Source organism: Streptomyces sp. CC0208, assembly GCF_003443735.1.
GTDB classification, from domain to species: Bacteria; Actinomycetota; Actinomycetes; order Streptomycetales; family Streptomycetaceae; genus Streptomyces; species Streptomyces sviceus.
Genome location: NZ_CP031969.1, coordinates 1,022,541 through 1,045,720 on the forward strand (window position 1 = coordinate 1,022,541; position 23,180 = coordinate 1,045,720).

18 protein-coding genes are annotated in these 23,180 nt (G+C 70.5%); 4 read left to right on the top strand and 14 right to left on the bottom strand.

What is annotated here, in order from left to right; genetic code table 11:
* The 8 genes from D1369_RS04735 to D1369_RS04770 form a co-directional block, all read right to left on the bottom strand.
* Window positions 1-1,047, bottom strand: coding sequence for a glycosyltransferase (locus D1369_RS04735; RefSeq protein ID WP_037902168.1), 1,047 nt, complete (start codon window positions 1,045-1,047; stop codon window positions 1-3).
* A gap of 74 nt (window positions 1,048-1,121) precedes the next feature.
* Window positions 1,122-4,724, bottom strand: a complete 3,603-nt coding sequence (locus D1369_RS04740) for a DUF4082 domain-containing protein (protein WP_007386287.1) — start codon at window positions 4,722-4,724, stop codon at window positions 1,122-1,124.
* A 71-nt stretch (window positions 4,725-4,795) separates the two neighbouring features.
* Complete coding sequence (locus tag D1369_RS04745; protein ID WP_007386286.1) at window positions 4,796-5,914, bottom strand: DegT/DnrJ/EryC1/StrS family aminotransferase; 1,119 nt, start codon at window positions 5,912-5,914, stop codon at window positions 4,796-4,798.
* Window positions 5,911-6,600, bottom strand: a complete 690-nt coding sequence (locus D1369_RS04750) for an acetyltransferase (RefSeq protein WP_037902167.1) — start codon at window positions 6,598-6,600, stop codon at window positions 5,911-5,913. The genes D1369_RS04745 and D1369_RS04750 overlap by 4 nt, the downstream gene beginning before the upstream one ends.
* Window positions 6,597-7,736, bottom strand: coding sequence for a DegT/DnrJ/EryC1/StrS family aminotransferase (locus D1369_RS04755; RefSeq protein WP_037902164.1), 1,140 nt, complete (start codon window positions 7,734-7,736; stop codon window positions 6,597-6,599). The genes D1369_RS04750 and D1369_RS04755 overlap by 4 nt, the downstream gene beginning before the upstream one ends.
* Window positions 7,733-8,707, bottom strand: coding sequence for an NAD-dependent epimerase/dehydratase family protein (locus tag D1369_RS04760; RefSeq protein ID WP_237557697.1), 975 nt, complete (start codon window positions 8,705-8,707; stop codon window positions 7,733-7,735). The genes D1369_RS04755 and D1369_RS04760 overlap by 4 nt, the downstream gene beginning before the upstream one ends.
* Before the next feature lie 44 nt (window positions 8,708-8,751).
* Window positions 8,752-9,807 carry a Gfo/Idh/MocA family oxidoreductase gene (locus D1369_RS04765; protein ID WP_037902162.1) on the bottom strand — a complete coding sequence of 352 codons (1,056 nt, stop codon included), beginning with the start codon at window positions 9,805-9,807 and terminating at the stop codon, window positions 8,752-8,754.
* A 23-nt stretch (window positions 9,808-9,830) separates the two neighbouring features.
* Complete coding sequence (locus D1369_RS04770) at window positions 9,831-11,270, bottom strand: sugar transferase (protein WP_007386281.1); 1,440 nt, start codon at window positions 11,268-11,270, stop codon at window positions 9,831-9,833.
* A 247-nt stretch (window positions 11,271-11,517) separates the two neighbouring features.
* Here D1369_RS04770 and D1369_RS04775 point away from each other — a divergent pair, with 247 nt between their 5' ends.
* The 3 genes from D1369_RS04775 to D1369_RS04785 all read left to right on the top strand — a co-directional run bounded on the left by D1369_RS04775 (window position 11,518) and on the right by D1369_RS04785 (window position 15,262).
* A complete protein-coding gene (locus tag D1369_RS04775) occupies window positions 11,518-12,369 on the top strand; it encodes a glycosyltransferase family 2 protein (protein WP_037902159.1) in 852 nt (283 codons plus the stop codon).
* A 27-nt stretch (window positions 12,370-12,396) separates the two neighbouring features.
* Window positions 12,397-13,776: an MFS transporter gene (locus tag D1369_RS04780; RefSeq protein ID WP_007386279.1), complete on the top strand. Its 1,380-nt coding sequence runs from the start codon at window positions 12,397-12,399 to the stop codon at window positions 13,774-13,776.
* 463 nt (window positions 13,777-14,239) lie between these two features.
* Entirely contained in the window at window positions 14,240-15,262 is a 1,023-nt protein-coding gene (locus D1369_RS04785) for a hypothetical protein (protein WP_037902157.1), read from the top strand.
* 113 nt (window positions 15,263-15,375) lie between these two features.
* Here the strand turns inward: D1369_RS04785 and D1369_RS04790 are convergent, their stop codons facing one another.
* The gene (locus D1369_RS04790) at window positions 15,376-17,190 is read right to left on the bottom strand and encodes an ABC transporter ATP-binding protein (RefSeq protein WP_082319502.1); all 1,815 of its coding nucleotides are present in this window, start codon (window positions 17,188-17,190) and stop codon (window positions 15,376-15,378) included.
* A 167-nt stretch (window positions 17,191-17,357) separates the two neighbouring features.
* On the opposite strand from D1369_RS04790, the gene D1369_RS04795 reads away from it, so the two are divergent.
* On the top strand, window positions 17,358-20,318 hold the full coding sequence (locus D1369_RS04795) for a GH59 galactosidase (protein ID WP_237557696.1): 2,961 nt from the start codon (window positions 17,358-17,360) through the stop codon (window positions 20,316-20,318).
* Window positions 20,319-20,403: 85 nt separating this feature from the next.
* Here the strand turns inward: D1369_RS04795 and D1369_RS04800 are convergent, their stop codons facing one another.
* The 5 genes from D1369_RS04800 to D1369_RS04820 all read right to left on the bottom strand — a co-directional run bounded on the left by D1369_RS04800 (window position 20,404) and on the right by D1369_RS04820 (window position 23,170).
* The gene (locus D1369_RS04800) at window positions 20,404-20,829 is read right to left on the bottom strand and encodes a hypothetical protein (RefSeq protein WP_037902152.1); all 426 of its coding nucleotides are present in this window, start codon (window positions 20,827-20,829) and stop codon (window positions 20,404-20,406) included.
* Window positions 20,830-20,860: 31 nt separating this feature from the next.
* Window positions 20,861-21,325: an SHOCT domain-containing protein gene (locus D1369_RS04805; protein ID WP_007386274.1), complete on the bottom strand. Its 465-nt coding sequence runs from the start codon at window positions 21,323-21,325 to the stop codon at window positions 20,861-20,863.
* Window positions 21,326-21,497: 172 nt separating this feature from the next.
* On the bottom strand, window positions 21,498-22,160 hold the full coding sequence (locus D1369_RS04810) for a DUF308 domain-containing protein (RefSeq protein ID WP_007386273.1): 663 nt from the start codon (window positions 22,158-22,160) through the stop codon (window positions 21,498-21,500).
* 164 nt (window positions 22,161-22,324) lie between these two features.
* The gene (locus tag D1369_RS04815; protein ID WP_007386272.1) at window positions 22,325-22,525 is read right to left on the bottom strand and encodes a hypothetical protein; all 201 of its coding nucleotides are present in this window, start codon (window positions 22,523-22,525) and stop codon (window positions 22,325-22,327) included.
* 126 nt (window positions 22,526-22,651) lie between these two features.
* The gene (locus D1369_RS04820) at window positions 22,652-23,170 is read right to left on the bottom strand and encodes a hypothetical protein (RefSeq protein ID WP_007386271.1); all 519 of its coding nucleotides are present in this window, start codon (window positions 23,168-23,170) and stop codon (window positions 22,652-22,654) included.
* Between the last annotated feature and the right edge of the window lie 10 nt (window positions 23,171-23,180).

Genomic DNA, 23,180 nt, shown 5'->3' on the forward strand with positions numbered 1-23,180 from the left:
TCAGATTCCGCGGCGCTTCCAGGACTCCCACCACAGCCACTCCCGCCCGCGTTCGGCCACGGCCGACCACACCAGCGGCTGAAGGTACGGCATGGCCCGGGGGCCGATCCGCCGTCTGAGCCGCAGCGCGCGGTACTCGGGCAGGGCCCGGTAGCCGGGCAGGCACTCCTCGGCGAACGCGACGCACTCGTCGACCGGGACGACGGCGGTACGGCCCCGGTCGTACGCCCGGTAGGCGCGGCGCAGCGCGAAGCGGGCGAGCCGGGTGTGGACCTGGTCGGCCAGGCGGTCGGCGTCGGGCAGCTTGTCGGCGCACTTGGTGAGCACCGAGTCGAAGGCCACCAGACGCTGGCGCAGGTCGTCGAGCTGGCCGCCGAAGTCGACGGTGGACATGTTCTTGCCGTGGACGCGGTAGAAGGCCTGGTCGGCGCCGCGGATGTAGCCGACGTCGGCGTGGGCGGCGAGCCGCATCCACATCTCGATGTCACCGGCGTGCGGCAGCGCGGGGTCGTAGCCGCCGACCTGGCGCTGGAGGCCGGTGCGGACGACGACCTCCGGTGAGGTGATGCAGCCGGTGCCCTCGCGGAAGCGCCGGTCGAGCCACCAGTGGCCGGGGTAGACGACCGAACCGGTGCTCTGCGTACGGGCCTTGGGCAACGGGCCGCCGTGCTGGAAGCGCAGCGGGCGTCCGTAGGCGAAGCCGGCCTCGGGGTGGGCGTCCAGGAGGGCCGCGGCCCGCACCAGCGCGCCCGGGACCAGCCGGTCGTCGGCGGACAGCAGGGCCACGTAGTCGCCGTCGGCCCACTCCAGCAGGCCTTCGTTGTACGTGGCGATGTGGCCCTTGTTGGTCTCGTGGACGTGGACGTCGATGCGCGGGTCGGAGGCGGCCAGTTTCTGCGCGACCTCCGCCGAGTCGTCGGGCGAGGCGTCGTCGATGATGAGCACCCGGACGTCGACGCCGTCCTGCTCGTCCAGGACGCTGCTCACACAGTCGGCCAGGAAATGGCCGTACTTGTAGCAGGGGATCACAACACTGACGGTGCTCATCTGTGGGGAAGCCAATCCCCGGTGGTAGTCCGCGCCGGGCTCGGCGCAGACCACCACCGGTGGGTTCTGGTCGGTCAGTTCTTCTTCTTGCGGACGGTTGTCTTACTGGTCAGGGTCCAGGTCCTGGACTTCACCGTGTGGTGCTTCTTGTCCTGGACCTTGACGCCGACCTTGAACCGGGTGCCGTCCGGCAGCGGGGACGACAGGTGCACGGACACCTTGTGGGTGGCCCGGTTGTAGGAGGTGACGGCCGTGACGTGGAGCTTCTTCGCGGCCTTGGAACCGCTCAGGACGGTCACGTTCGCCGTGACGGACGACAGCTTGGTCGAGGCGGGCAGGGTGAGGACGAGCGGGCTCGTGGCGTCGGCGGTGTGCGCCAGCGAGGACGCGCTCACCTCCGAGGCGTTGGCCGTCGCCAGGGACGCGCTCGGGTCGTCGGCGGTGAAGACCGGGCCGACCCAATAGTTCGCGGATCCGTAGGAGCCGTTCGGGAAGGCCGCGGAACTGCCGTACCGGTAGAGCCCGTTGTGGTGGGCGCTGGTGTCGGCGGTGGCCGTGAGCGGGTAGGACTGGTGGGCCGCCGTGAAGTAGCCGCCGTCCACCGCGTAGTTGCCGTTCGGCGCGTGGTAGGAGGCGACGTAGGCGGTGCCTGCGGTGACGGCCACCGGGGTGGCGAAGGTCATCGTCTGCCAGCCGGACGGCGACTCGGCGGTGAAGGTGCCGGTGGCCAGGAGCGTGCCGTCGTCGGACCACAGGCTGCCGGTGTGGGTACCGGTGTTGGTCGCGCCCTTGTAGAAGGTGACGCCGGTGATCCAGCCGTCCGCCGAGGACGTGAACCGGGTGCCGAGTTCGACCGAGTTGCCGTCCCCGGTCACCGCGGCGGTGGCCGGGGTGGCGGAGGAGTTCCACAGCGTGCAGGGGCAGGTGACCGCCGGCGGCTGGGAACTGGTGGTGAAGGTCCACGTCACCGGGTCCGCCATGGCGTTGCCCCACAGGTCGGAGGCCTGGACGGACGCCGTGTACGTGGTGTGCAGCGCCAGCTCGGTCGACGGGGTGAAGGTCGCCTTGTTCGACGCGGGAAGCGTCTTGGTGCCCGGCACGGTGTTGCCGTCCGGGTCCTTCACCGTGAACGTCAGGCTTTCGGCGTCGATGGCATGGTCGAAGACGGCCGACACCGGAGCCGTGATCGACGTACCGGTCGCGCCGGACGTCGGCGAGGTGGAGGTGACCGCCGGCGGGGTGGTACTGGCCGTCGAGGTGTCCAGCACAACGTCGACCCAGTAGTTGCTGCCGGAGGACGCCGAGGACGGGAAGGCGCTGGTGGAGCTGTAGCGGTAGACGCCGTTGCCGCCGTCGGTGCCGGACTGGAGCCCGGTCAGCGGGGCGAGCCCCGCGGCCTTGTCGGAGAAGTAGCCGCCGTCGTAGGAGTATCCGCCGTTGGGGGCGAAGTACGAGGCGACATAGGTGGTGTTGGCCTTGACGGTCACCGGGGTGGAGAAGTTCAGCTGCTGCCAGCCGGAGGCCGTCTCGTTGGTGAAGGTGCCGGTGGCCAGGCGGGTGCCGGAGGCGGTCCACAGGCTGCCGGTGTGGGTGCCGGTGTTGGCGGCCGACTTGTAGAAGCGGACGCCGGTGATCGAACCGGCCGTCGTGGTACGGAACTTGACGCCGAGCTCCAGGGAGCTGCCGTCACCTCCGTTGACGGTGCCGGGGACCGCCGAGGCCGGCCAGATGGTGCAGGGGCAGGCCTGGGGGCCGACGGTCAGCGCGAGCGTGGTGGTGGAGCCGATGTTGACGCTGTCGTCCACCGCGCGGACCTTGACCGACGCCGAGCCCGGGGTCGTCGGGGTCCAGGTGTAGCTCCAGGACGTGAGGCCGGTCGCGGCGTTCCACGTCGATCCGCCGTCCGTGGAGACCTCCACGCGGGCCACCACACCACCGGAGTCGGAGGCGGTGCCCTTGATGGTGACCGGCTTCAGTGCCGGGACCGTGGCTCCGGAGGCCGGGCTGGTCACCGTGACGGCCGGGCCCGTGGTGTCGGTGGAGGCGGTCGCGGCGACCAGGTTGCTCTGCCGGGTGAGCGGCTGGACGCCCATGTCGGCGAGGATGTTCACGGTCGCCTGCTGCATGCGGGCGTCCTCGGTGACCACCGTGTCCGCCGGGTCGTACGTCGGCAGGTTGGTCAGGCCCCACGACCACTGCACGGTTCCGGCCCCGAACACCAGGGCTCCGGAGTCCTGGTCGCGGAACTCGACGAGGTTGTGCGTCGCGGTGCCGTTGCCGTACATGTTGCCCCAGTCGAGGCGGTACTTCCCGTCGTTGATGTCCACGGTGGTGGACGACAGGTCGATCGCGCCGGTCGGTCTGGTGCTGTTGGAGATGTCGCTGTCCCACTCGTAACCGAGCGTCCCGGTCGGGAAGGTGGCCGTCTGGCTCGCCGTGAGGTTCGCGATGGAGGTGCCCCGCCACAGCCGGTTCTTGCCGTACGAGCCGGGGACCGTGATGGCGTCGGCGCGGTAGCCGTTCACCGTGAACATGGAGCCGGTGAGGATGTTCGGCGGCTGGTAGGCCTGCCCGTAGTTCGTGCTGGCGGGGTCCATCCAGGTGCCGGTCCACTGACCGCTCGGGTCGGCGATGCCGTTGTTCTGGGCCATCTTGGTCATCTTGTAGCAGACCAGGGTGCGGTCGGCGGTGCTGGTGCCGTCGATGCTGGGTGCCAGACGGGTCTTCCAGAACACCTCGTTGCCGCTGAAGAAGGCCTGTCTGACGCCTGCCTTGCGGGCCGCGAGGACGTTGCTGTACTGACTCTGCGTCCAGTACTCGTCGTGCCCGGACGACATGTACACCTTGTGCTTCTTCAGCAGGGTGGCGCCGCTGGTCGAGGACACGTCCACGCCGGAGAGGTAGCTGACGTCGTAGCCGTTGCGCTCCAGCCAGGACAGCATCATGAACTCGGAGCCGTAGATGCCGTTGTCGCCGCCGATGTCCAGCGGCCGGTTGTAGCTGACCTCGTAGGCGCGGCCGTCGGGCGCGGGCCCGGTGCCGCCGTAGAGGTCCTGGCCGCCGTAGTCGTTGTACGCCTGCCAGGTCTGGTCACTGGTCTGCACGACGACGTCGGAGGTGCTGGAGTCCTTGCGGACGACGAACGGGTACGGCATCAGGCCGTCGCCGTCGGACTGCGTGAGGTTCGCGATGTACAGGCCGGAGACGGCGTCGGCGGGCACCGTCCAGTTCACGGTCGTGGGCCAGTTGCCGCAGTCGACCAGACCGGTGGCGGCCTTGGTGGTGCAGGTGGCGGGCTTCGTCGTGTAGTTGGCCGGGTAGGTCGTCGCCGCCTGGGCCGCGGTCGAGATCAGGCGGGCCCCGTCGCCGCCGTACCAGCCGAGGCGGTAGATCTCGACGCGGTACGAGACCGGCGACTGGATCTTGAACTGGACGGTGTCACCGGCCTGGACGCTCTCCTTGGTGGAGAACCCCTTGATGTCACCGTAGGCGTTGGGCGAGTACCAGTCGGACATCGGGCTGCCCGCCTTGGAGTTCTCGCATACGACCGGGTTCGAGCCCGTGCCGCAGGGATCGGCCGCCGCCTGGGCGGTCCCCGCCTGCGGGAGCACCGCCCATACCAGTGCGGCTATGACGGCGAGGCGCCCGCCCCGGAGCCGTCTGCTCCATCTGTTCATGTGTACCTCTCAGCGGTGCTGTGCAGGACCGACCCGGAGGTCGGGGGTGAGGCCTGTGGTGAGGGGACCGATCAGCCTCGGAGCGCTTCGGCGAGCGCGGCCACGACCTGCTGCTGCTGGTCGGGGGTGATCTGGGGGTAGAGCGGCAGGGACAGGATCCGCTCCGCGGCCTTCTCTGCGTTCGGGAAGTCGCCCCGGTCGTGGCCGAGATGGCGGTAGGCCGGTGTGAGGTGGACCGGGGCGGGATAGTGCACCCCGGCGCCGATGCCCTCGGCGTTGAGCTTGCCGACGATGTCGTCGCGGTCGGCTCCGGCGACCTGGACGACGTACAGGTGCCAGACGTGGACGTTGCCGGAGGCCGTCACCGGGAGGACGAGCCGGCCGGCGGACGCGAGGTCGGCGAGCAGTTCGTCGTAGCGGGCGGCGGCCGCCCGGCGAGCCGCGTTGCCGTCCGCCAGCCGTTTGAGCTTGGCCCGCAGGACGACGGCCTGGAGTCCGTCGAGGCGGCTGTTGAACCCGGGGACGTCGTGGCGGTACTTGGCGACGCCGCCGTGGTTGGCGATCGCCCGGACCAGGCCGGTGAGTTCCTCGTCGTCGGTCAGCACCGCGCCCGCGTCGCCGTAGGCGCCCAGGTTCTTGCCCGGGTAGAAGCTGGTGGCCGCGATGCCGCCGCTGCCCGGCGCGCGGCCGTCGCGGGTGGCGCCCTGGCACTGGGCGGCGTCCTCCACGATCCTTACGTGGTCGGGCAGTTGCGCGGCCAGGCCGGTCACCTCGGCCATCTGCCCGTACAGGTGGACCGGCACGACCGCGCGGGTCGCCGGACCGACCGCGTCCAACGCGGCCTGGGGGTCCAGGAGGTGGCTGTCGGGCAGGCAGTCCGCCAGGACGGGTCGCGCACCGATCCGGGCCACGGCACCGGCGGTGGCGATGAAGGTGTTGGCGGGTATCACGACCTCGTCGCCGGGGCCCACCCCGCCGGCGCGCAGGGCCAGTTCGACGGCGTCGGTGCCGTTGGCGACCCCCACGCAGTGGGCGACGCCGCCGAACTCGGCGTATTCGCGCTCGAACTGGCGGACCTCCTCGCCGCCGACGAAGGCCGTGTTCGCGAGCACCCGGTCGAAGCCGGCCCGGACCTCGTCGGCGACCTCTTCGTGAGCCGCCTTGAGGTCCACGAGCGGAATCTGGTTCATGTCAGCGGTCCCCCCACTGTTGATGTCGCTAGTTCGTCCAGCGCGGGCGCCCCCGCCGCGCGCAGCCGTCGGGCCGGGCTCCCCACCCAGACCTCGCCCGGCGGAACATCGTCGAGTACGGCACTCCCCATGCCGATCTGCGACCAGGCCCCCACCGTCGTGCCCTCTCTCACCAGAGCGCCGGAGCCCACGTAGGCGCCGCGCTCCAGCCGCACTCCCCCGCCCAGGCGGACCCCGGCGGTGAGCGTCGCGTAGTCCTCGACCACGTCGTCGTGGGTGAGCACGACGTGCGGCATCACCGCCACCTGGGCACCCACCCGTACCGCTGCGGTCAGCACGCAGTGCGCGAGCAGGACCGAGCCGGGGCCGATCTCGGAGGTCGACGACACGGCCGCCGTCGGGTGGATCACCGTGGTGTACCGGTCCTCGGGCAGGCCGAATCGGCGGACCAGCCGGGCGCGGGCCGCGTAGTCCCTCGGGTTGCCCACGCAGATCACCACCCGTGCCTCGGGCAGGTCGTGGACCAGGTCGCAGCCGCCGAGGACGGGCACGCCGTCCACGTCGGTGCCGTGCAGGGCGGGGTCGTCGTCGAGGTGTCCGAGCAGCTCGACCTCACCCGCGTCCCGTGCGGCCTGGGCGGTCTCCCGGGCGAAGCCGCCCGCGCCGACGATCACAAGTCCGGTCATCCACGGGCCTGTTCGCGCAGTGCCGCGACGACCCGGTCCTGCTGGGCCTCGGTCATCGTGTGGAACAGCGGCAGGATCAGCGAGTCGCGGCTGATGCGCTCGGTGACCGGCAGCGGCACGCTCGGGTGATCCGCGTAGGCGGGTTCGAGGTGGGCGGCCATGATGCCGCGCCGGGCGGAGACCCCGGCGTCGGCGAGCGCGGCGAGCAGGTCGTCCCGGCCGACCGGGAAGTCCTCGGCGAGCAGCACCCAGTAGGACTGGAAGTTGCTCTGCCCGTGCGCGGGGTCGCGCACGGGGGTGAGGCCGGGGACGTCGGCCAGCAACGCGTCGTAACGCGCGGCCAGTTCGCGACGGCGGGCGATCATCGCGTCGAGCTTGCCGAGCTGGACCAGGCCGATCGCGGCCTGCACGTCGGTCATCCGGTAGTTGAAGCCGACTTCCAGGTAGCTTTCCAGCATCGGCTTGTTGCTCGCGTGACGTTCCGCGGCCGAGGCGTTCATGCCGTGCTCGCGCAGTCGGCGCAGCCGTGTGGCCCACTCGGCGTCGTCGGTGGTGACCATGCCGCCCTCGCCGGTGGTGACGAGCTTGCGGGGGTGGAAGGACCAGGCCGCGAGCAGCGCGCCGTGGCCGACGGGCTTGCCGCCGACGGTCGAGCCGATGGCGCAGGCCGCGTCCTCGACCAGCGGCAGGTCCCAGTCGGCGCAGGCGGCACGCAGGGCGTGCACATCAGCGGGTACACCGCCCTGGTGGACGGCGAGGACGGCCTCGGTGCGCGGGCTGCGCACCTGCTCCACGGTGGCCGGGGTCAGGTTGCCGGTGACGGGGTCGACGTCGGCGAACACCGGTTCGGCGCCGACGTACCGTACGGCGTTCGCGGTGGCGATGAACGACAGCGAGGGCACCACCACTTCGTCGCCGGGGCCGACGCCGAGGGCGACCAGCGAGAGGTGCAGTGCGGTGGTGCAGGAGCTGACCGCGACGGCGTGCTCGGCGCCCACCCGCTCGGCGAAGGCCCGCTCGAAGGCGGCGACCCGGGGGCCCTGGGCGACCCAGCCGGACAGCACGGCGTCGGAGGCGGCCTTGGCCTCCTCCTCGCCCAGCCAGGGGATCATCACGGGGATGCGGTCGGTGCTCACTTGGCGGCCTCCCGCTCGGCGCGCCACCACTGGACCAGGTCCCTGAGTCCTGTGCGCAGGTCGATCTCCGCGGTGAAGCCGAGCCGTTCGGCGGCCTGGGTGGTGTCCGCGAGCCGGCGGACCACCGAGTTCACCGAGCGGGCGGGCCCGTGCACCGGCTCCAGGCCCTCGGCGCCCATCGCCTCCAGCAGCCCGTCGGCGAGCTCGCGCAGCGAGGTCTCGGTGCCGCTGGCGATATTGAACACCTCGTCGGTGACGTCCGACTCGGCCGCCAGGATGTTGGACCTGGCGATGTCCCGGACATCGACGAAGTCCATGGTCTGGGTGCCGTCGCCGAGGATCAGCGGCGGCTCGCCCGACTCGATGCGCTCCATCCAGCGGATGAGCACCTCGGTGTACAGGCCGTGGATGTCCATCCGGGGGCCGTACACGTTGAAGTAGCGCAGGGCCACGTAATCCAGCCCGTACATGGCGTGGAAGCTGCGCAGCATGCCCTCGTTGAAGGCCTTCGCCGCGCCGTAGAACGTGTCGTTGTTGTAGGCGTGGTGGCGTTCGGTCGTCGGGAAGACCTCGGCCATGCCGTAGACGGACGCCGAGGAGGAGGCGACCACCTTGCCGACGCCGGCCGCGGCCGCCGCCTCCAGCACGTTGAAGGTGCCGTCGACGAGGACCTCGTTGGCGAGCCTCGGCTCCTCCGCGCACTGGGTGATGCGGATCGCGGCGAGGTGGAACACCAGGTCCGCGCCCTCGGTGACCTTCTTCACGGTGTCGACGTCCCGGACGTCGCCCTCGACGACCTCGACCACCCCGCTGGGCAGGGCCTTCGCGAGGTTGGCCCGGCGCCCGCGCACGAAGTTGTCGAGTACGACGATCTCGCGGGCGCCGCCCTCGGCCAGCAGGTCGACCAGATTGGAGCCGATGGTGCCCGCTCCCCCGGTGACCAGGATCTTCTTGCCACGTACGCTGCTCAACTGCTGTGCCCTCTCAGGGAATCGCATCGCTTGACTGATGTCGCTCAACGCTCGGCGCGCAGGCCGACGACCGCGCCCTTGAACTCCAGGCTCCGGGAGGCCGCCTCCAGGATGTCCAGCACCCTGAGGCCCGCCCGGCCGTCGGTCAGCGGCGCCCGGCCGGTCCTGATCGAGTCGGCGAACTCGTCGACCATGCTGCGCAGCGCTTCCTTCTCGCCGATCGCGGGCGCGACCATGTCTCCGGAGCGGTACGAGATGAGCATGTCCCGGCGCTCGTCCACACCGATCTCCTGGGGCGCGGCCATGTCCACGCCCCGGTCGTAGACCGACACCCGCTGGAGGGGGTTCAGGTCGTCCCAGAGCAGGGTGCGCTTGGAGCCGCCCACCATGGTGGTGCGCACCTTCGTCGGCGACAGCCAGTTGACGTGCACGTGGGCGATGGCCCCCGTGCTGAGCGTGAGCGTCAGATAGGCGACGCAGGCCTGTCCGGCGCCGATCGGGTCGGCCCCGTGGGCGGCGACGGCGACCGGCTCCACGCCCGCCGGGAGGATGAAGTCGAGGATCGACAGGTCGTGCGGGGCGAGGTCCCACAGGACGTCGATGTCCTTCTGGACCAGCCCGAGGTTGATGCGGACCGAGTCGACGAAGTGGATCTCCCCGAGCTCGCCGGAGTGGACCAGTTCCCTGATGCGGCCCACTGCGGGCGTGTAGCAGTAGGTGTGGTCGCACATCAGGGTGAGCCCGCGCTCCTCGGCCTCGGCCACCAGGCGCATCCCGTCGGCGTAGGTCGCCGCGAGCGGCTTCTCCACGAGGACGTGCTTGCCGGCGCGCAGGGCGGCCAGGGCGATGTCGAGGTGGGTTCCGGCGGGCGTGGCCACGGCGACGGCGGCCACGTCGGGGTCGGCGAGGACGGCCGCGTAGTCCGAGGTGGCCTCGACGGTCGAGTAGCCGCCGAGGACCCGCCGGGCCCGGTCCACGTCGAGGTCGACCAGGGAGCGCAGCCGGAACTGCTCGCTCGCCTGGAAGTTGCGGACGAGGTTGGGCCCCCAGTAGCCGGCCCCTACGACCGCCACCCCCAACGGCTCGCTGCTCTGCGTCACTTGGTTCCTCTTCCTTCGGTCCATCAGTAGGCCCCCGTTCCGCGCACCACCGCTGTCGTGGTGCGCGCCAGGATGGACAGGTCGAGGCTGGTCGACCAGTTGTCCACATATGCGAGATCGAGCCGGACCGCTTCCTCCCAGGGCAGGTCCGAGCGGCCGCTGACCTGCCACAGCCCGGTGAGACCGGGCTTGACGAGCAGCCGGCGTCTGACCTCGGCCGGGTACTCGTCCACCTCCTCGGGCAGCGGCGGGCGGGGGCCGACGAGCGACATGTCGCCCCTGACCACGTTGATCAGTTGCGGCAGTTCGTCGAGCGAGCTGCGGCGCAGGAACGAGCCGACCCGGGTGATCCGCGGGTCCCCCTTCACCTTGAACAGCAGGCCGTCGCTGTTCTGGTTGAGGTGTTCCAGTTCCTCACGCAGGGCCTCCGAGTCGGGGCGCATCGTGCGGAACTTGAACATGGTGAAGTGGTCGCCGTACCTGCCCACCCGCTGCTGCCTGAAGAGGGCAGGACCGGAGCTGTCCAGGCGGACGATCAGGGCGATCAGCAGCATGGGCAGCGCGAGCAGGAGCAGCAGGCCGGCGGCGAAGGAACGATCCAGCAGTTCCTTCGGCAGCCGGGAGGTCCGGGAGAGGTTCGGCGCCTGGACACGTACCAGCGGCACCCCGTTGGTGGGCCGTACCGCGAGCCGGGCCGCGGACACGTCGGCCAGGACGGGGGCGAGCAGGAAGTCGACGCCCCGCGCGGCCGCAGTCCAGGACATCCGGCGCAGGACGGAGGCGTCGAACTCGGGCGCGGGCAGCACCACCAGGGTGCCGATGCCCATGGCCCGGATGACGTCGTCCATGGTGTCCACACCACCGAGGACGGGGAGCCCCAACTTGCGGACCTCCGCCGCGTTCTCGGGATCGCTCAGGCACACGCCGACGGCCCGGAGTTCCTGGGCACCGCCGCGCCGCAGCACGGCGACCAGCTCCGCGATGCCGTGCGCCGGCCCGACCAGGAGCGTGGCGCTCCGCCCCCGGCCCCTCGCCCACCTGCGGTGCAGTCGGCGCCGGAGCGCGTACCTGACCAGCAGGGCGAGGGCGGCGGCGGGCAACGCAGCCATGATCATGTCATGAAGGAGGCCCGCATCGTGGGTGAACGACCAGTGCGCGACCGCGGCGAGCGCCGGGAGCGCGACCGCACCGCGAAGTACCCGTCGGTACTCTTCGGTTCCCAGGCCCAAGGCGCTGCGGTCGTAGGAGCGATGGGCGACCATCGCCACGATCCACGTCGGGGGCAGCACCAGGGCCACCGCCCAGCGGCCGTACGCCGCGTGGATCACGAAGGCCGCGGCAACAGCCGCGAGGCTGTCCGCGACCAGCAGGACTGTCCGGTACCTCTTCTCCCAAGGTCTTCGGCGACCTTCCGGAGTTCGGTGTTCCACAAGCAGTTGCTCATGCGTGACCTCAATGGTCATGCGCCCCCCACACGTGCACGGTTACCCCTGACCGAACACCGATGTGCCCCCGACACAGCGGCAGTTGAAACAAAAGAAGCCGTAGCGGTTCCCCAACCGCTTCATGTCCCCATACATGTCGGCTTGGACCTTGAGTTCCCCACCCAAACCGGTTCGGCGGCCCTCAATCTAGACCACCGAACGCAGTCACGGGAACAGTTGGACGAAACACACTTCGCAATAGTGACATCGACTGCATACTGCCCAGGTGACGAGCATCGTGATCCCGGCCCACAACGAGGCGCAAGTCATCGGCCGGCTCCTCGATTCACTTCTGGCCGATTCCTCGGAGGACGAGACAGACATCGTGGTGGTGTGCAACGGCTGTACGGACGACACCGCGCGGATCGCGGCCGCTCGCGGTCCGCGTGTGCGCGTGGTCGAGATCCCCGTGCCGTCCAAACACGCCGCGCTGCGGGCGGGTGACGACCATGCGCGCGGCTTCCCCCGCCTCTACGTGGACGCCGACGTCGTCATCGGCAGCGCCGACGTACGGGCGCTGACCGAGCCCCTCGACGACGACACCTCGGGTGTTCTCGCCACCGCGCCCGAACGACGCGTTCCGCTGGACTCCTGTGCCTGGCGGGTGCGCGCCTACTACCGGGTGTGGCAGCGGTTGCCCGCCGTACGCGAGGGGCTGTTCGGCCGGGGTGTCATCGCGGTCTCCAAGGCCGGGCACGCCAGGATCGCGGCCCTGCCGCCGCTGATGGCCGACGACCTGGCCGCGTCGCTGGCCTTCGCGCCCGGGGAGCGACTGGTGGTCGAGGGGGCCCGTGTCGTGGTCCGGCCGCCGCGAACATGGCCGGATCTGATCAAGCGGCGCATCCGGGCGGCGGTCTCCACGGCCCAGGTCGAACAACATCATCAAAGCCCGCAGGAGGCTTCGGCGCGCACGAGCAAGGCGGATCTGATCGCCCTGGTCCGCGCCGAACCGAGGCTGGTCACGGGTGTCGTAGTCTTCGTCGCGGCGGCGGTCGTCGCCCGGCGCGGGGCCGCCAAGGCGATCCGGGCCCAGGACTTCGGCACCTGGCTGCGGGACGAGAGCAGCAGACAGCACTGAAGCGCACCAGATCGGGAGCTCCCGAAGATGTACCTCACCGACCGCTCCGCACCCGCGGGGGCGGACAGCGACCAGGGCCGAAGACGCGGTCTGCGGCCCGGGGTTGCCCCGGTCGTGCTCGTACTGGGCACGGTCAGCCTGATCACCGACATCTCCTCGGAGATGGTCACCGCCGTCCTGCCGCTCTACCTCGTCAGCACGCTCGGCTTCAGCCCGCTGGCCTTCGGCACCCTCGACGGTGTCTACAACGGCGTCAGCGCGCTGGTCCAGCTCACCGGCGGCCACCTCGCCGACCGCATGCGCAACCACAAACTCCTGGCGGGCCTCGGCTACGGCCTGTCCGCGCTGTGCAAGCCGCTGCTCCTGCTCGTGAGCAGCATCGGCACGCTCGGCACGGTCCTCGCCCTGGACCGCACCGGCAAGGGCCTGCGCACCGCCCCGCGCGACGCGATGATCTCCCTGTCCACGCCGTCCGGGAAGCAGGGCCGGGCCTTCGGTGTGCACCGGGCGATGGACACCACCGGCGCGATGCTCGGCCCGCTCGCCGCCTTCCTCATCCTGAGCGCGGCGGCCGACGGCTACGACGCGGTGTTCGGCGTGAGCACATGTGTGGCGGTGCTCGGGGTGGTCGTGCTGGTGCTGTTCGTGCCGGGGCGGCGGCAGGGTACGCCGACGACGGGCTCGAACGCGGCGGACAGGCTCGCACCCGGCGTACGGCTGGACGCGCGGGCCGACGGCCCCGCCGACGTCTACGTGCCGGGCGCACGGCAGGCCCCTGAGGCGGACGAGGCTGGGGCCGCCGACGCCAAGCCCCGCGTCCGCGTCCGCGAGGCCCTCGAGCTCCTTCGTCTGCCCCGCCTCCGGGCCCTCGCCGGCTGCGCCGCGCTCCTCGGCCTGACGACCGTCAGCGACGCCTTCGTCTACCTGCTCCTGCAACGCCGTGCGGGCATCGGCGAGCAGTGGTTCACGCTGCTCCCGCTGGGCACCGCCGTCGTGTTCCTGCTGCTGGCCGTACCCGTCGGCGCGCTGGCCGACCGGGTCGGGCGGCACACCGTGTTCCTCGCCGGGCACGGGACGCTGCTGACCGCTTACGCCCTCCTGCTGTGGGCACCGTCGACACCGGCCCTCCCGTTCCTCGTGCTCGCGCTGCACGGGGTGTTCTACGCGGCCACCGACGGCGTACTCCCGGCCGCCCTCGCGGACATCGTGCCCGAGCAGCTGCGCGCCAGCGGCCTCGCCATCGTCGGCACCAGCCAGGCTCTGGCCCGGTTCTGCTGCTCGCTGGCCTTCGGCGCGGCCTGGACGGTATGGGGGGACGGCCCGGCCCTGGCCGCCTCGGCGCTCGGCCTGCTGTGCTGCGCGGCCGTCGCGAGCCGGGTACTGCGACCGACGAACGGCAACCGATGACCACCAGGGCTCCGGCACTCCGGGGCCTCGTCGACCACCGGAGCCCGACAGATCCACGAGCCTCGACGACGGCCACGGCCCCGAAGGCCGGGGGCCTCGACGACGGCCACAGCCCCGAAAGCCGGGAACCTCGACCACGGCCACAGCCCCGAACGCCGGGAACCTCGACCACGGCCACAGCCCCAGCGAGGCCGAGACGTCGACGACTGCCACGGCCTCACTGGCCCCGGACCGCCGTGACCGCCACCGCTCCGACGGTCCGGGGATCCGAACCGTTGCCACCGTCCCGGCCCCCAACGGTCCGCGGATACGAACCACCGCCAACTCCACCCTGACGCCGCCGTCCTGACAATCCGAGCCCTCGACGACCGCCACCGTCCCGACGGTCCAGGCCTCGGATCACCACCACCGCCCCGCCCATCCAGCCGCCCCGATGACCACCACCGCCACACCGAGGAACCACATGACACCGCTACGCCGCCGCCTGCTCGTTCTGCTCACGGCGGTCCTGCTGCTCGCGGGCGTGGGCACGGGTCTGGTGCTGCACGCCGCCGACCGCGCGGACCAGGCGAACAAGCCCCGCTCCGGCGGCCCCGCCGTCAGTACGGGCAAGCTGACGCTCGACCAGAAGAACCGACTCACCTTCGTCAACGCGGCCGCGGGCCCGCACCGCACCGCAGTCGCCTCGGTCCCGTCCGCCGATCCGAAGGGCGGGCGCACCGCCTCGGAACTGAAGTGCGCGCGCTTCTACGCGGCCGCCGGCACCGGTATCTGTCTCCAGTCGAACCCCGGTGTCCTCAAGCAGAGCAACCGCGCCCTGCTCCTGGACGCCGACCTGCGCACCCGGCACACCTACGCGCTCGCCGGCACCCCCAGCAGGGCCCGGGTCTCCCCCAGCGGGCGCTTCGTCGCCTGGACCGTCTTCGTCTCCGGGGAGTCGTACTCGTCGGCCTTCTTCTCGACCCGGACCTCGGTCCTCGACACCCGGACCATGAAGCTGACGCCCAGTCTGGAGGACTTCTCCATCCTCCTGGACGGCAGGTCCTACCGGGCCTCGGACGTCAACTTCTGGGGTGTCACCTTCGCTTCGGACGACGACACCTTCTACGCCACCCTCAACACCGCCAACAAGACCTATCTGGTCCGAGGTTCGCTCTCCGACCGCAAGGTCACCACTCTGGTCGAGAACGTGGAGTGCCCCTCACTCTCCCCCGACGGAACCCGAGTGGCCTTCAAGAAGCGGGTGTTGTCCCGCACCGCCCTCTGGCACGAGTACGTCCTCGACCTGCGCACCCGCAAGGAGACCGCGCTCGCCGAACGTCACAGCGTCGACGACCAGGCCACCTGGCTCGACAACGAGACCGTCGCCTACGCCCTCCCCGCCGACGGCAAGGTCGGCACCAGCGACCTGTGGAGCGTCCCGGCCGACGGCACGGGCAAGCCGCGTCTGCTGATCCCGGGTGCGTCCTCCCCGGCACCCCTGTAGCGGGAGGCGGGCGGTCCCGCTCCGCGGCAGGCTGTTCGGGTACGACGACCCGGGGGCCCCGTACCCGACCCGCCCCGCTCCCCTCGGCCGAACCGCCCGGCCTGAGCCCCCGGTCAGTGCAACTCGGCCTCCACGGGGTCGTCTTCGAGGAACCCGCCCGACTGGTGGTGCCACAGCTTCGCGTACGGGCCGTCCAGGGCGAGCAGTTCCTGGTGGCTGCCCTGTTCGACGATCCGTCCGCGGTCGAGGACGACGAGCTGGTCCATGCCCGCGACCGTGCTCAGCCGGTGCGCCACCACGAGCGCCGTCCGTCCCTCCATGAGCCGCCACAGCGCCTCCTGGACCAGGATCTCGCTCTCCGAGTCCAGCGCACTGGTCGCCTCGTCGAGCAGCAGGATCGGCGCGTCCCGCAGGATCGCCCGGGCGAGGGCCACGCGCTGACGCTGTCCGCCGGACAGTTTGACACCGCGCTCGCCCACGAGGGTGTCGAAACCCTGCGGCAGCGCGTCGGCGAACTCCGTGACGTGGGCCGCCTCGGCCGCACGGCGGATCTCGGCCTCGGTGGCGTCCGGCCGGGCGAAGGCGATGTTGTCGCGCAGGGTGCGGTGGAACATGGCCGGATCCTGGGGGACGTAGGCCATCAGACTGCGCAGGTCGGTCTGGCGCAGTCTGCTGATGTCCTGTCCGCCGATCAGGATCCGGCCGCCGTCGATGTCCTGCATCCGCAGCAGCAGCCGGGTCAGCGTGGTCTTGCCGCCGCCCGACCGGCCGACCAGTCCCACCTTCGTCCCGCCGGGCACGAACAGATCGAGTCCCTCGAAGAGCAACTCCGCGCCCGCGTGGGCGAAGCTCACCTGCTCGAAGCGGACATCGGCGGCCCCGGGCAGCAGCGGCTCCGGGGACGGCGGGTCGAGCACGGTCGGCGGGGTCAGCAGCAGTTCGGTGAACTGCGCCGCCTCCGTCATCGAGCTCTCCAGGCGACGGTAGATCTGGTTGAACTCGAACATGATCCGGGTCGCGTTGGCGTAGTAGGTGAAGGCGACCACGACCGCTTCGACCCCGTGCTCACCCCCGCCGAGGGCGACCGCGAGCAGCAGCCCCAGGGCGTTGGTCAGCACGGACATCGGCGCGACGAAGGTGTCGATGCGCAGGTTGCCGTAGTCCCAGGACCTGAGCGTGAGCCGGCGTGAGGCCGCGACACGGGAGCGGTGTTCGGCGGCCTCGCGTTCCTCGGCACCGAAGGCCCGGACCGTGTCCATGTTCATCAGACTGTCGGCGACGTGCCCGGCCACCCGGGCGACCGCCGCCTCGCGCTCGGCGACGAGCCTCTGGCGGCGCCGGATGAGCGGCGCCGCGCACAGCGCCGTGACCGCGATCATGACCAACAGCCCCACGACGAGCAGCGGTTCGTAGCGCCAGAGCACCACCGAGCCGAACAGCAGCGGCACGAGACTGCCTACGATCTGGAACGCCAGGGTGTCGACGAACGGCTCGAAACGGGTGGCGAAGCTCAGGGCGCGCTTGGTCAGCGATCCGGCGAAGTTGTCGTGGAAGAACGCGGCGTCCTTGGCGAACAGTTCGTCCATCCCGATCACGTACAGGTGCTCGATGCCGAGCGCGTCGAGACGGTTCAGACAGTGCAGGGCGACCCGCCACAGCGCTTCGGCGAGCAGCAGGACACCGGCGAAGCCGAGGACGTACGGCAGCGCCGAACCGACGGTGAACTCGTCGCCGTCGGCGATGTCGCCGGCGAGCTTCGCGACGATCAGCGGCGCGATGTAGTTGATGCCGGTGCTGCCCAGGGCGGACAGCAGCATGGCGGGCAGGGTCAGCCACCGAAGCCGGGCCAACTCCCTTCCGTAGTACCGAAGTGCGAGGAGCACCGCGCCCTTGCGCGGTGTGACTTTCTCTAGCTCAGGCGTCTGCATCCTAACCCTGTGTGTATGGGGAGTAGCGGTCCGAGTTCGGCAGTGTCCCGCGACGGCGGCCTCGCGGTCCACGCGTTTTTCGGCAGGTCACGCCCTCGGGAAGCGTCAAATCTCAAGTGACGCAAGGGGATTGACGCAGAAAGCGCTTGCCACCTACGGTCCCCCGAATGGGTATGCAGCGAAGATTCGGGTGGGCCTCGCTCGCCGCGGCGACCACCATGGCACTGGCGGCAGGAGTGACCGCGGCTCCCGCCGCCCACTCCGCGGACGATCCCGTGCAGATCGTGGTCGACGGGAGTGACGTACGCGCCGACAACGTGAACGGCCTGACCTACAAGGGCCTCGGTCTGCTCAGCTGCAACAGCACGAGCAATCTGCTGATGGACTACAAGGCGGAGCACCCCGGCCGTTACTGGCAGCTCGTCAGGGTCCTGTTCGGCGGGAGGAACCCGCTGATCAACCACGTCAAGATCGAGATGGGTTCGGACACGAACACGTCGACCGGTTCCGATCCCGCGACCATGCGCACGGCGGACGAACTCGCCGACGCGTCCCGCTCCCCCGGCTTCCAGCTGGCCGCCGACGCCAAGACGGTGAACCCGGGGCTCAAGGTCTCGATCCTGCGCTGGGTCATGCCCCAGTGGGTCCAGACCGAGTGGAACAAGGGCACCGGCACCGACGAGATGTACAAGTGGTACAAGGAGACGATCCTCGACGCGTACCAGAAGTACGGGTACATGGTCGACTACGTCGACCCGGACACCAACGAGACCACGAAACCCGACATCTCCTTCGTCAAGTGGTACAAGAACGCACTGGTCAACGACACCGAATTCGCCGACCCCCGATACGGCCTGACGCCTCGTCAGCAGGAGGCGGCCGCCCGCGCCTACCACGGCATCAAGATCGTCGCCTCGGACGAGAACACCACGAAGGACATCGGTCCCGCGATGCTCACGGACACCGAACTCTTCGGCGCGGTCGACGCGGTGGGCTACCACTACACCACCGAGGACCGGCTCGACGGCACCCCCGACAGCGCCACCTACCGGCCGTACTCGAAGCTGGCGACCGGTGACAACGCCCACGGCCAGGACAAGGAGGTCTGGTACAGCGAGGGCGTCGGTTCGTTCGGCTGGACGGACTACCGGGTCAACAACACCGAGGGTCCGGGCGGCGCGAGCACCGGCATCGGCGGCGTGCAGAGCGCGCTCGACATCGCCAACCGCTCCGTGAAGAGCTACGCCAACTCCAAGCGCACCCACTACATCTTCCAGCCGGCCGTCGGGGCCTTCTACGAGGGCGCCCAGTACAGCCACAAGGAACTGGTCAGCGCCCGCGACCCGTGGTCCGGGAGCATCCACTACGACGCCGCCGTCTACGTGATGCAGCACTTCACCCAGTTCGCGAGGACCGGCTGGGAGAACGACACCAACACGGCCGGCATCTGGCGCACCGTGCCGGAGGCGAGCTACAGCGGGGTGAGCGGGACCGAGAACGTCGACGGCTCGAACGGCGCGCCCAGCTACCTGACACTCGCCGACCCGCGGAAGAAGGACTTCTCCACGATCGCCGTCAACGACAGCGACCGCACGAAGACGTACCGGATCAAGGCCGAGCACATGGACCTGGGCGACGATCCCGCCATGGAGGTCTGGGAGACCCGCGCGGCGGACCCCGGCCAGGCCTACGACGCGAACTTCAAGCATCTCGCCGCCGAACTCCGCCCCGACGGCGACGGCTTCTACACCTACACGGTGAAGCCGCGCTCGATCGTCACGTTCACCACGCTCGACCGCAGCCGCGACAAGGCGACGCGACAGCGCCTGCCCCAGCCGACGGCCCGCACCGTGCTCGACACCGACGCGTCCGGCAAGCGGCACGACACCCGCGACTCCGTCCTGTACGCCGACGACTTCGGGTACGAGGAGGAGGGCCGGGTCCAGGTCGGCACCGGCAACGGGGCCCGCAAGGTGTCCCAGTCGTATCTCGAGTCCCGTGGCAACCAGCCCCGTTACCTGGTCGACCAGACCGGCGCGTGGGAGGTCGGCAAGGACGCCGACGGCGGCAACGCGCTGTACCAGTACCTGGACCAGTCCATGAAGGACACCGGCGCCTGGAACCGGAACACCCCCAACACCACGGTCGGCGACTTCCGTTGGGAGAACTACCGGGCCTCGGTCGACGTCTCCTTCCCCGACCCGCAGGGCGGCCTCGCCACCCTGGGCGTACGCCAGCAGAAGGGCATGGCGGCGACCGACGCGGCGTACAGCGTCGGGATCGGGCCGGCCGGGAACTGGACCTTCTACCGGTACGGCACCGCGCTCCGGACCGGAACGGTCACCGCGTCCGCCGGCTACCGTCTCGCCGTCGAGGCCAAGGGCGCGACCGTCACCGCGTACGTCGACGGCCAGGCCGTCGCCACCTACCAGGACCCGACGCCCGTGAGCGAGGGGCGCGTCAAGCTCGGCACCGACTTCCACCGGACCGCGTTCGACGACCTGAAGGTCGAGAAGGTCGCCGGATACACCCCGTACGCCACCACGCTGACCGACAACATGGACAGCTCGGTCGCCTACGACGGCACCTGGAGCCGGAACGCCTCCCTCGGCGACGCGATGAACTGGTACCGGTCGACGTCGACCAGCACCACCGCCGGCGCGACCGTGACCGTGCCGTTCCGTGGCACGGGCGTCGACGTCATCGGCGGCAACGACGCGAGTGCCGTCCTCGACGTCGTGGTGGACGGCCGGCCCGTCGCCCGGAACGCGCGGACCACCGCCACCGACAAGCGCCAGGCGACGTACTCGGTCCGCGGCCTGCCCGACGGCAGGCACACGGTGACGTTCACACTGAAGTCAGGGAAGCTCGTCCTCGACGCCTTCACCGCGATCTCGGGCGACGTGGACGGGCGGGTCGACACCGCACCGGTCCGGGCCGCTCTGGACGCGGTGGGCTCCCCGGACCGCGCCGACTACACGGCCGACTCCTGGGCCCTCTTCGCCACCGCCCGCGCGGCTGCCAGGGCCGCGGTGTCCGGGCAGCGGGGCCTCGACGCCCTCGGTGTCGAACAGGTCGCGAGCAGGCTCGGCGACGCCTATGACGGGCTGGTGCGCCAGGAGGTCTGACCGCTGCGAGCGGCTTCCGTACGGCATCGGGCCGGGTGCGGTGCACCCGGCCCGATCCGTCGGCCGAAACCGTCGACCACCACGGTCAGAACGGAGCGAAGGAGTCGTCACGCCGGACCACGCACAGGGCCCAGATGACGAATCCGGAGAACGCGATCATCACGACCGACCACACCGGGTAGTACGGCAGGTCGAGGAAGTTCTCGATGATGACGAGTCCGGCGATGGCCACCCCGGCCACCCGCGCCCAGGTCGCCGCGCGGAAGAGCCCGAGGCTCACGAGCACGCCGATCGCTCCCAGGACGAGGTGGATCCAGCCCCAGCTGGTCAGGTCGAACTGGAAGACGTAGTTGCGTGTCGTGACGAAGACGTCGTCCTCGGCGATGGCCATGATGCCCCGGAAGATGTCGAGCACTCCGGCGAGCATCAGCATGACGGCCGCGAAGACCATCGTCCCGGAGGCCCAGCCCTGCTTGGCCGTGGACCGTTGTGCGGTGTGTGTGGCGGTCATCCTCACTCCTCGTTTCGATCGGCCGGCGTGCTCAGCGCCGGGAGGTGGCGGCGACGTCGGCGGATGTCCCCGAGCCGTGGCCGCTCAGGACCAGCTCCTTCGCGCGGGCGAACTCCGCGTCCGTGATGTCGCCCTTGGCCCGGATCTCCGAGAGCCTGGCGAGTTCGTCCACGCTGGTGGTGCCGCCGCCGTCCTTGGCGGTCTCACGGATGTACGAGTCGAAGGCCTGCTGCTGTGCCCGCGCCTGGGCGACCTCCCGGCGGCCCATGTTCTTGCCGCGGGCGATGACATAGACGAAGACGCCCAGGAAGGGCAGGACGATCGTGAACACCAGCCAGCCGGCCTTGGCCCAGCCGCTCATGGCGTCGTCTCGGAAGATGTCGACGACGACGCGGAAGAGCAGGACGAACCACATGATCCACAGGAAGAACCACAGCATGGACCAGAAGACGCTCAGCAGCGGATAGTCGTACGCGAGATACGTGGACGCACTCATGTCACTCTCCTTGGTCCGGGGCCTTCGCCCGGCCGCCTGTCTGTGCCGTCCTCAGCGTGCCCACGGCAGGAAACGGGCGCTTCACCCGGCGCGGGTGAGTGGGCACCCCTGCCGGGTCGGCGATCGGAGCGCGGCCCCGCAGGAGGCGGGCTGTGCGGTACCGGGCTCCGTCTCAGACGTCCGCCGGTGCCTCCTGGCGGTCCGTGAGGCCCGACCTGCGCAGCGCGGCCCGCCAGGCGAGGGCGAGCACGAGCTCGAACAGGCCCAGCAGGACGAGCCACAGGCCGAGCAGCCGGGTCAGTGCACGGGCCGACTCGGCCGGCAGGGCCAGCACCACGATCCCGGCGACGATGCCGATCACCGCCACGCCCACCACGAAGGCGCGGTGCGGCAGGTCCTCGGTGGCGATCGCCGTGTAGAGGGTGAGAATCCCGGACACCAGCCAGACCACTCCGACGATCAGGGAGAGCGCGGCGATGGTCTGGAGCGGATTGCGCAGACACAGCACCCCGGCGAGGACGTAGAGCACGGCGGTGAGCAGACCGGGGAGTCGTTCGCCGGACGTGCCCCGGGCGAAGACGGCCACGAACCGGAAGGCTCCGGTCACGAGCAGGTACAGGCCGATGAGGACGGCGAGAACGTGCAGGGTCTCGTCCGGCCAGACCAGTACGAGGACGCCCGGCACGAGTGTGGCGATCGCGGAACCCAGGATCCAGGTCCAGGAACGGCCGAGCCGCCCCAGTACGTCCGCTCCGCCGACCGTGCGGTCGGAGGCGCCGCCGTAGGGATCGCGCTCCGGTGCGGTGGGCGGTGCCGATCCACGCGGCACGGTCATGGCTCCTCCTCGCCCCGTCGGACGGGTGGTCTCCGTGCCGCGCCGGGCGCTACGGAGGCCCTCACGCGGCCCAGCGTCCCGCGCACCGCCCTCGGACGGGTCACCCATCACGGGTGATCCAGGTTGGCCTGGGCCCACGCCCGCTGAGCACCGGTGACGCCCGCTCAGTCGTCGGGCATCCGCCGCATCTCCACCACGTGCAGGCCCAGCGACTGGCAGCGGGCCAGCAGGCCGAACAACTGCGCCTCGTCGACGACGGAGCCGAACAGGACGGTCTGCCCGGACATGACCACGTGTTCCAGCTCGGGAAAGGCTTCGGCCAGGATGTCCGACATGTGTCCGTCGACGCGGATCTCATAGCGCATGGGCTGTACTCCCGCGGGCTGCCGGGAAGGCGGTCTGTGCCCTGTTCTGCGATGGTCCCCTCGGCGCGGGCCCGGCGGCCTCACCCTGCGAAGGTGATCCGCCGTCCGGCGGCTCCGCCGACCCGGTCAGTGCTTCAGGAACACCTTGAAGGAGATGATCAGCAGGCCGAGCAGAAGGTTGACCGAGGCGGTGACGGCGACCAGCCGCCAGGTGGCGCGAGCACGACGGGCCGCGGCCACGGACCACGCCACCTGCCCGGCCACCGCGACGGAGAGCGCCAGCCACATGGCACCCTGCACGTCCAGGCCCAGCAGCGGGCTGACGGCCACCGCCACGGCCGGCGGTACGGCTGCCTTGACGATCGGCCACTCCTCACGGCACGCGTGGAAAACAACATGGCGGTCGAGCGGTTGCTGTGCCAGCCGCGCGCCGAACAGCTGGGCGTGCACATGGGCGATCCAGAACGCCACACCGGTGACCAGCAACAGCACCACCAGTTCCAGGCGCGGGAACGAACCCAGCGTGCCGGCGCCGATCACCACGGAGGCCGCGAGCATGGATCCGTAGACGCCGCCGGTGTAGTCGGCGCGGGCCCGGCGCTCGCTGTCGGTCCCGCGAACCGTCGGGGGGTCGGTCGTGGACATCGGTGCTCCC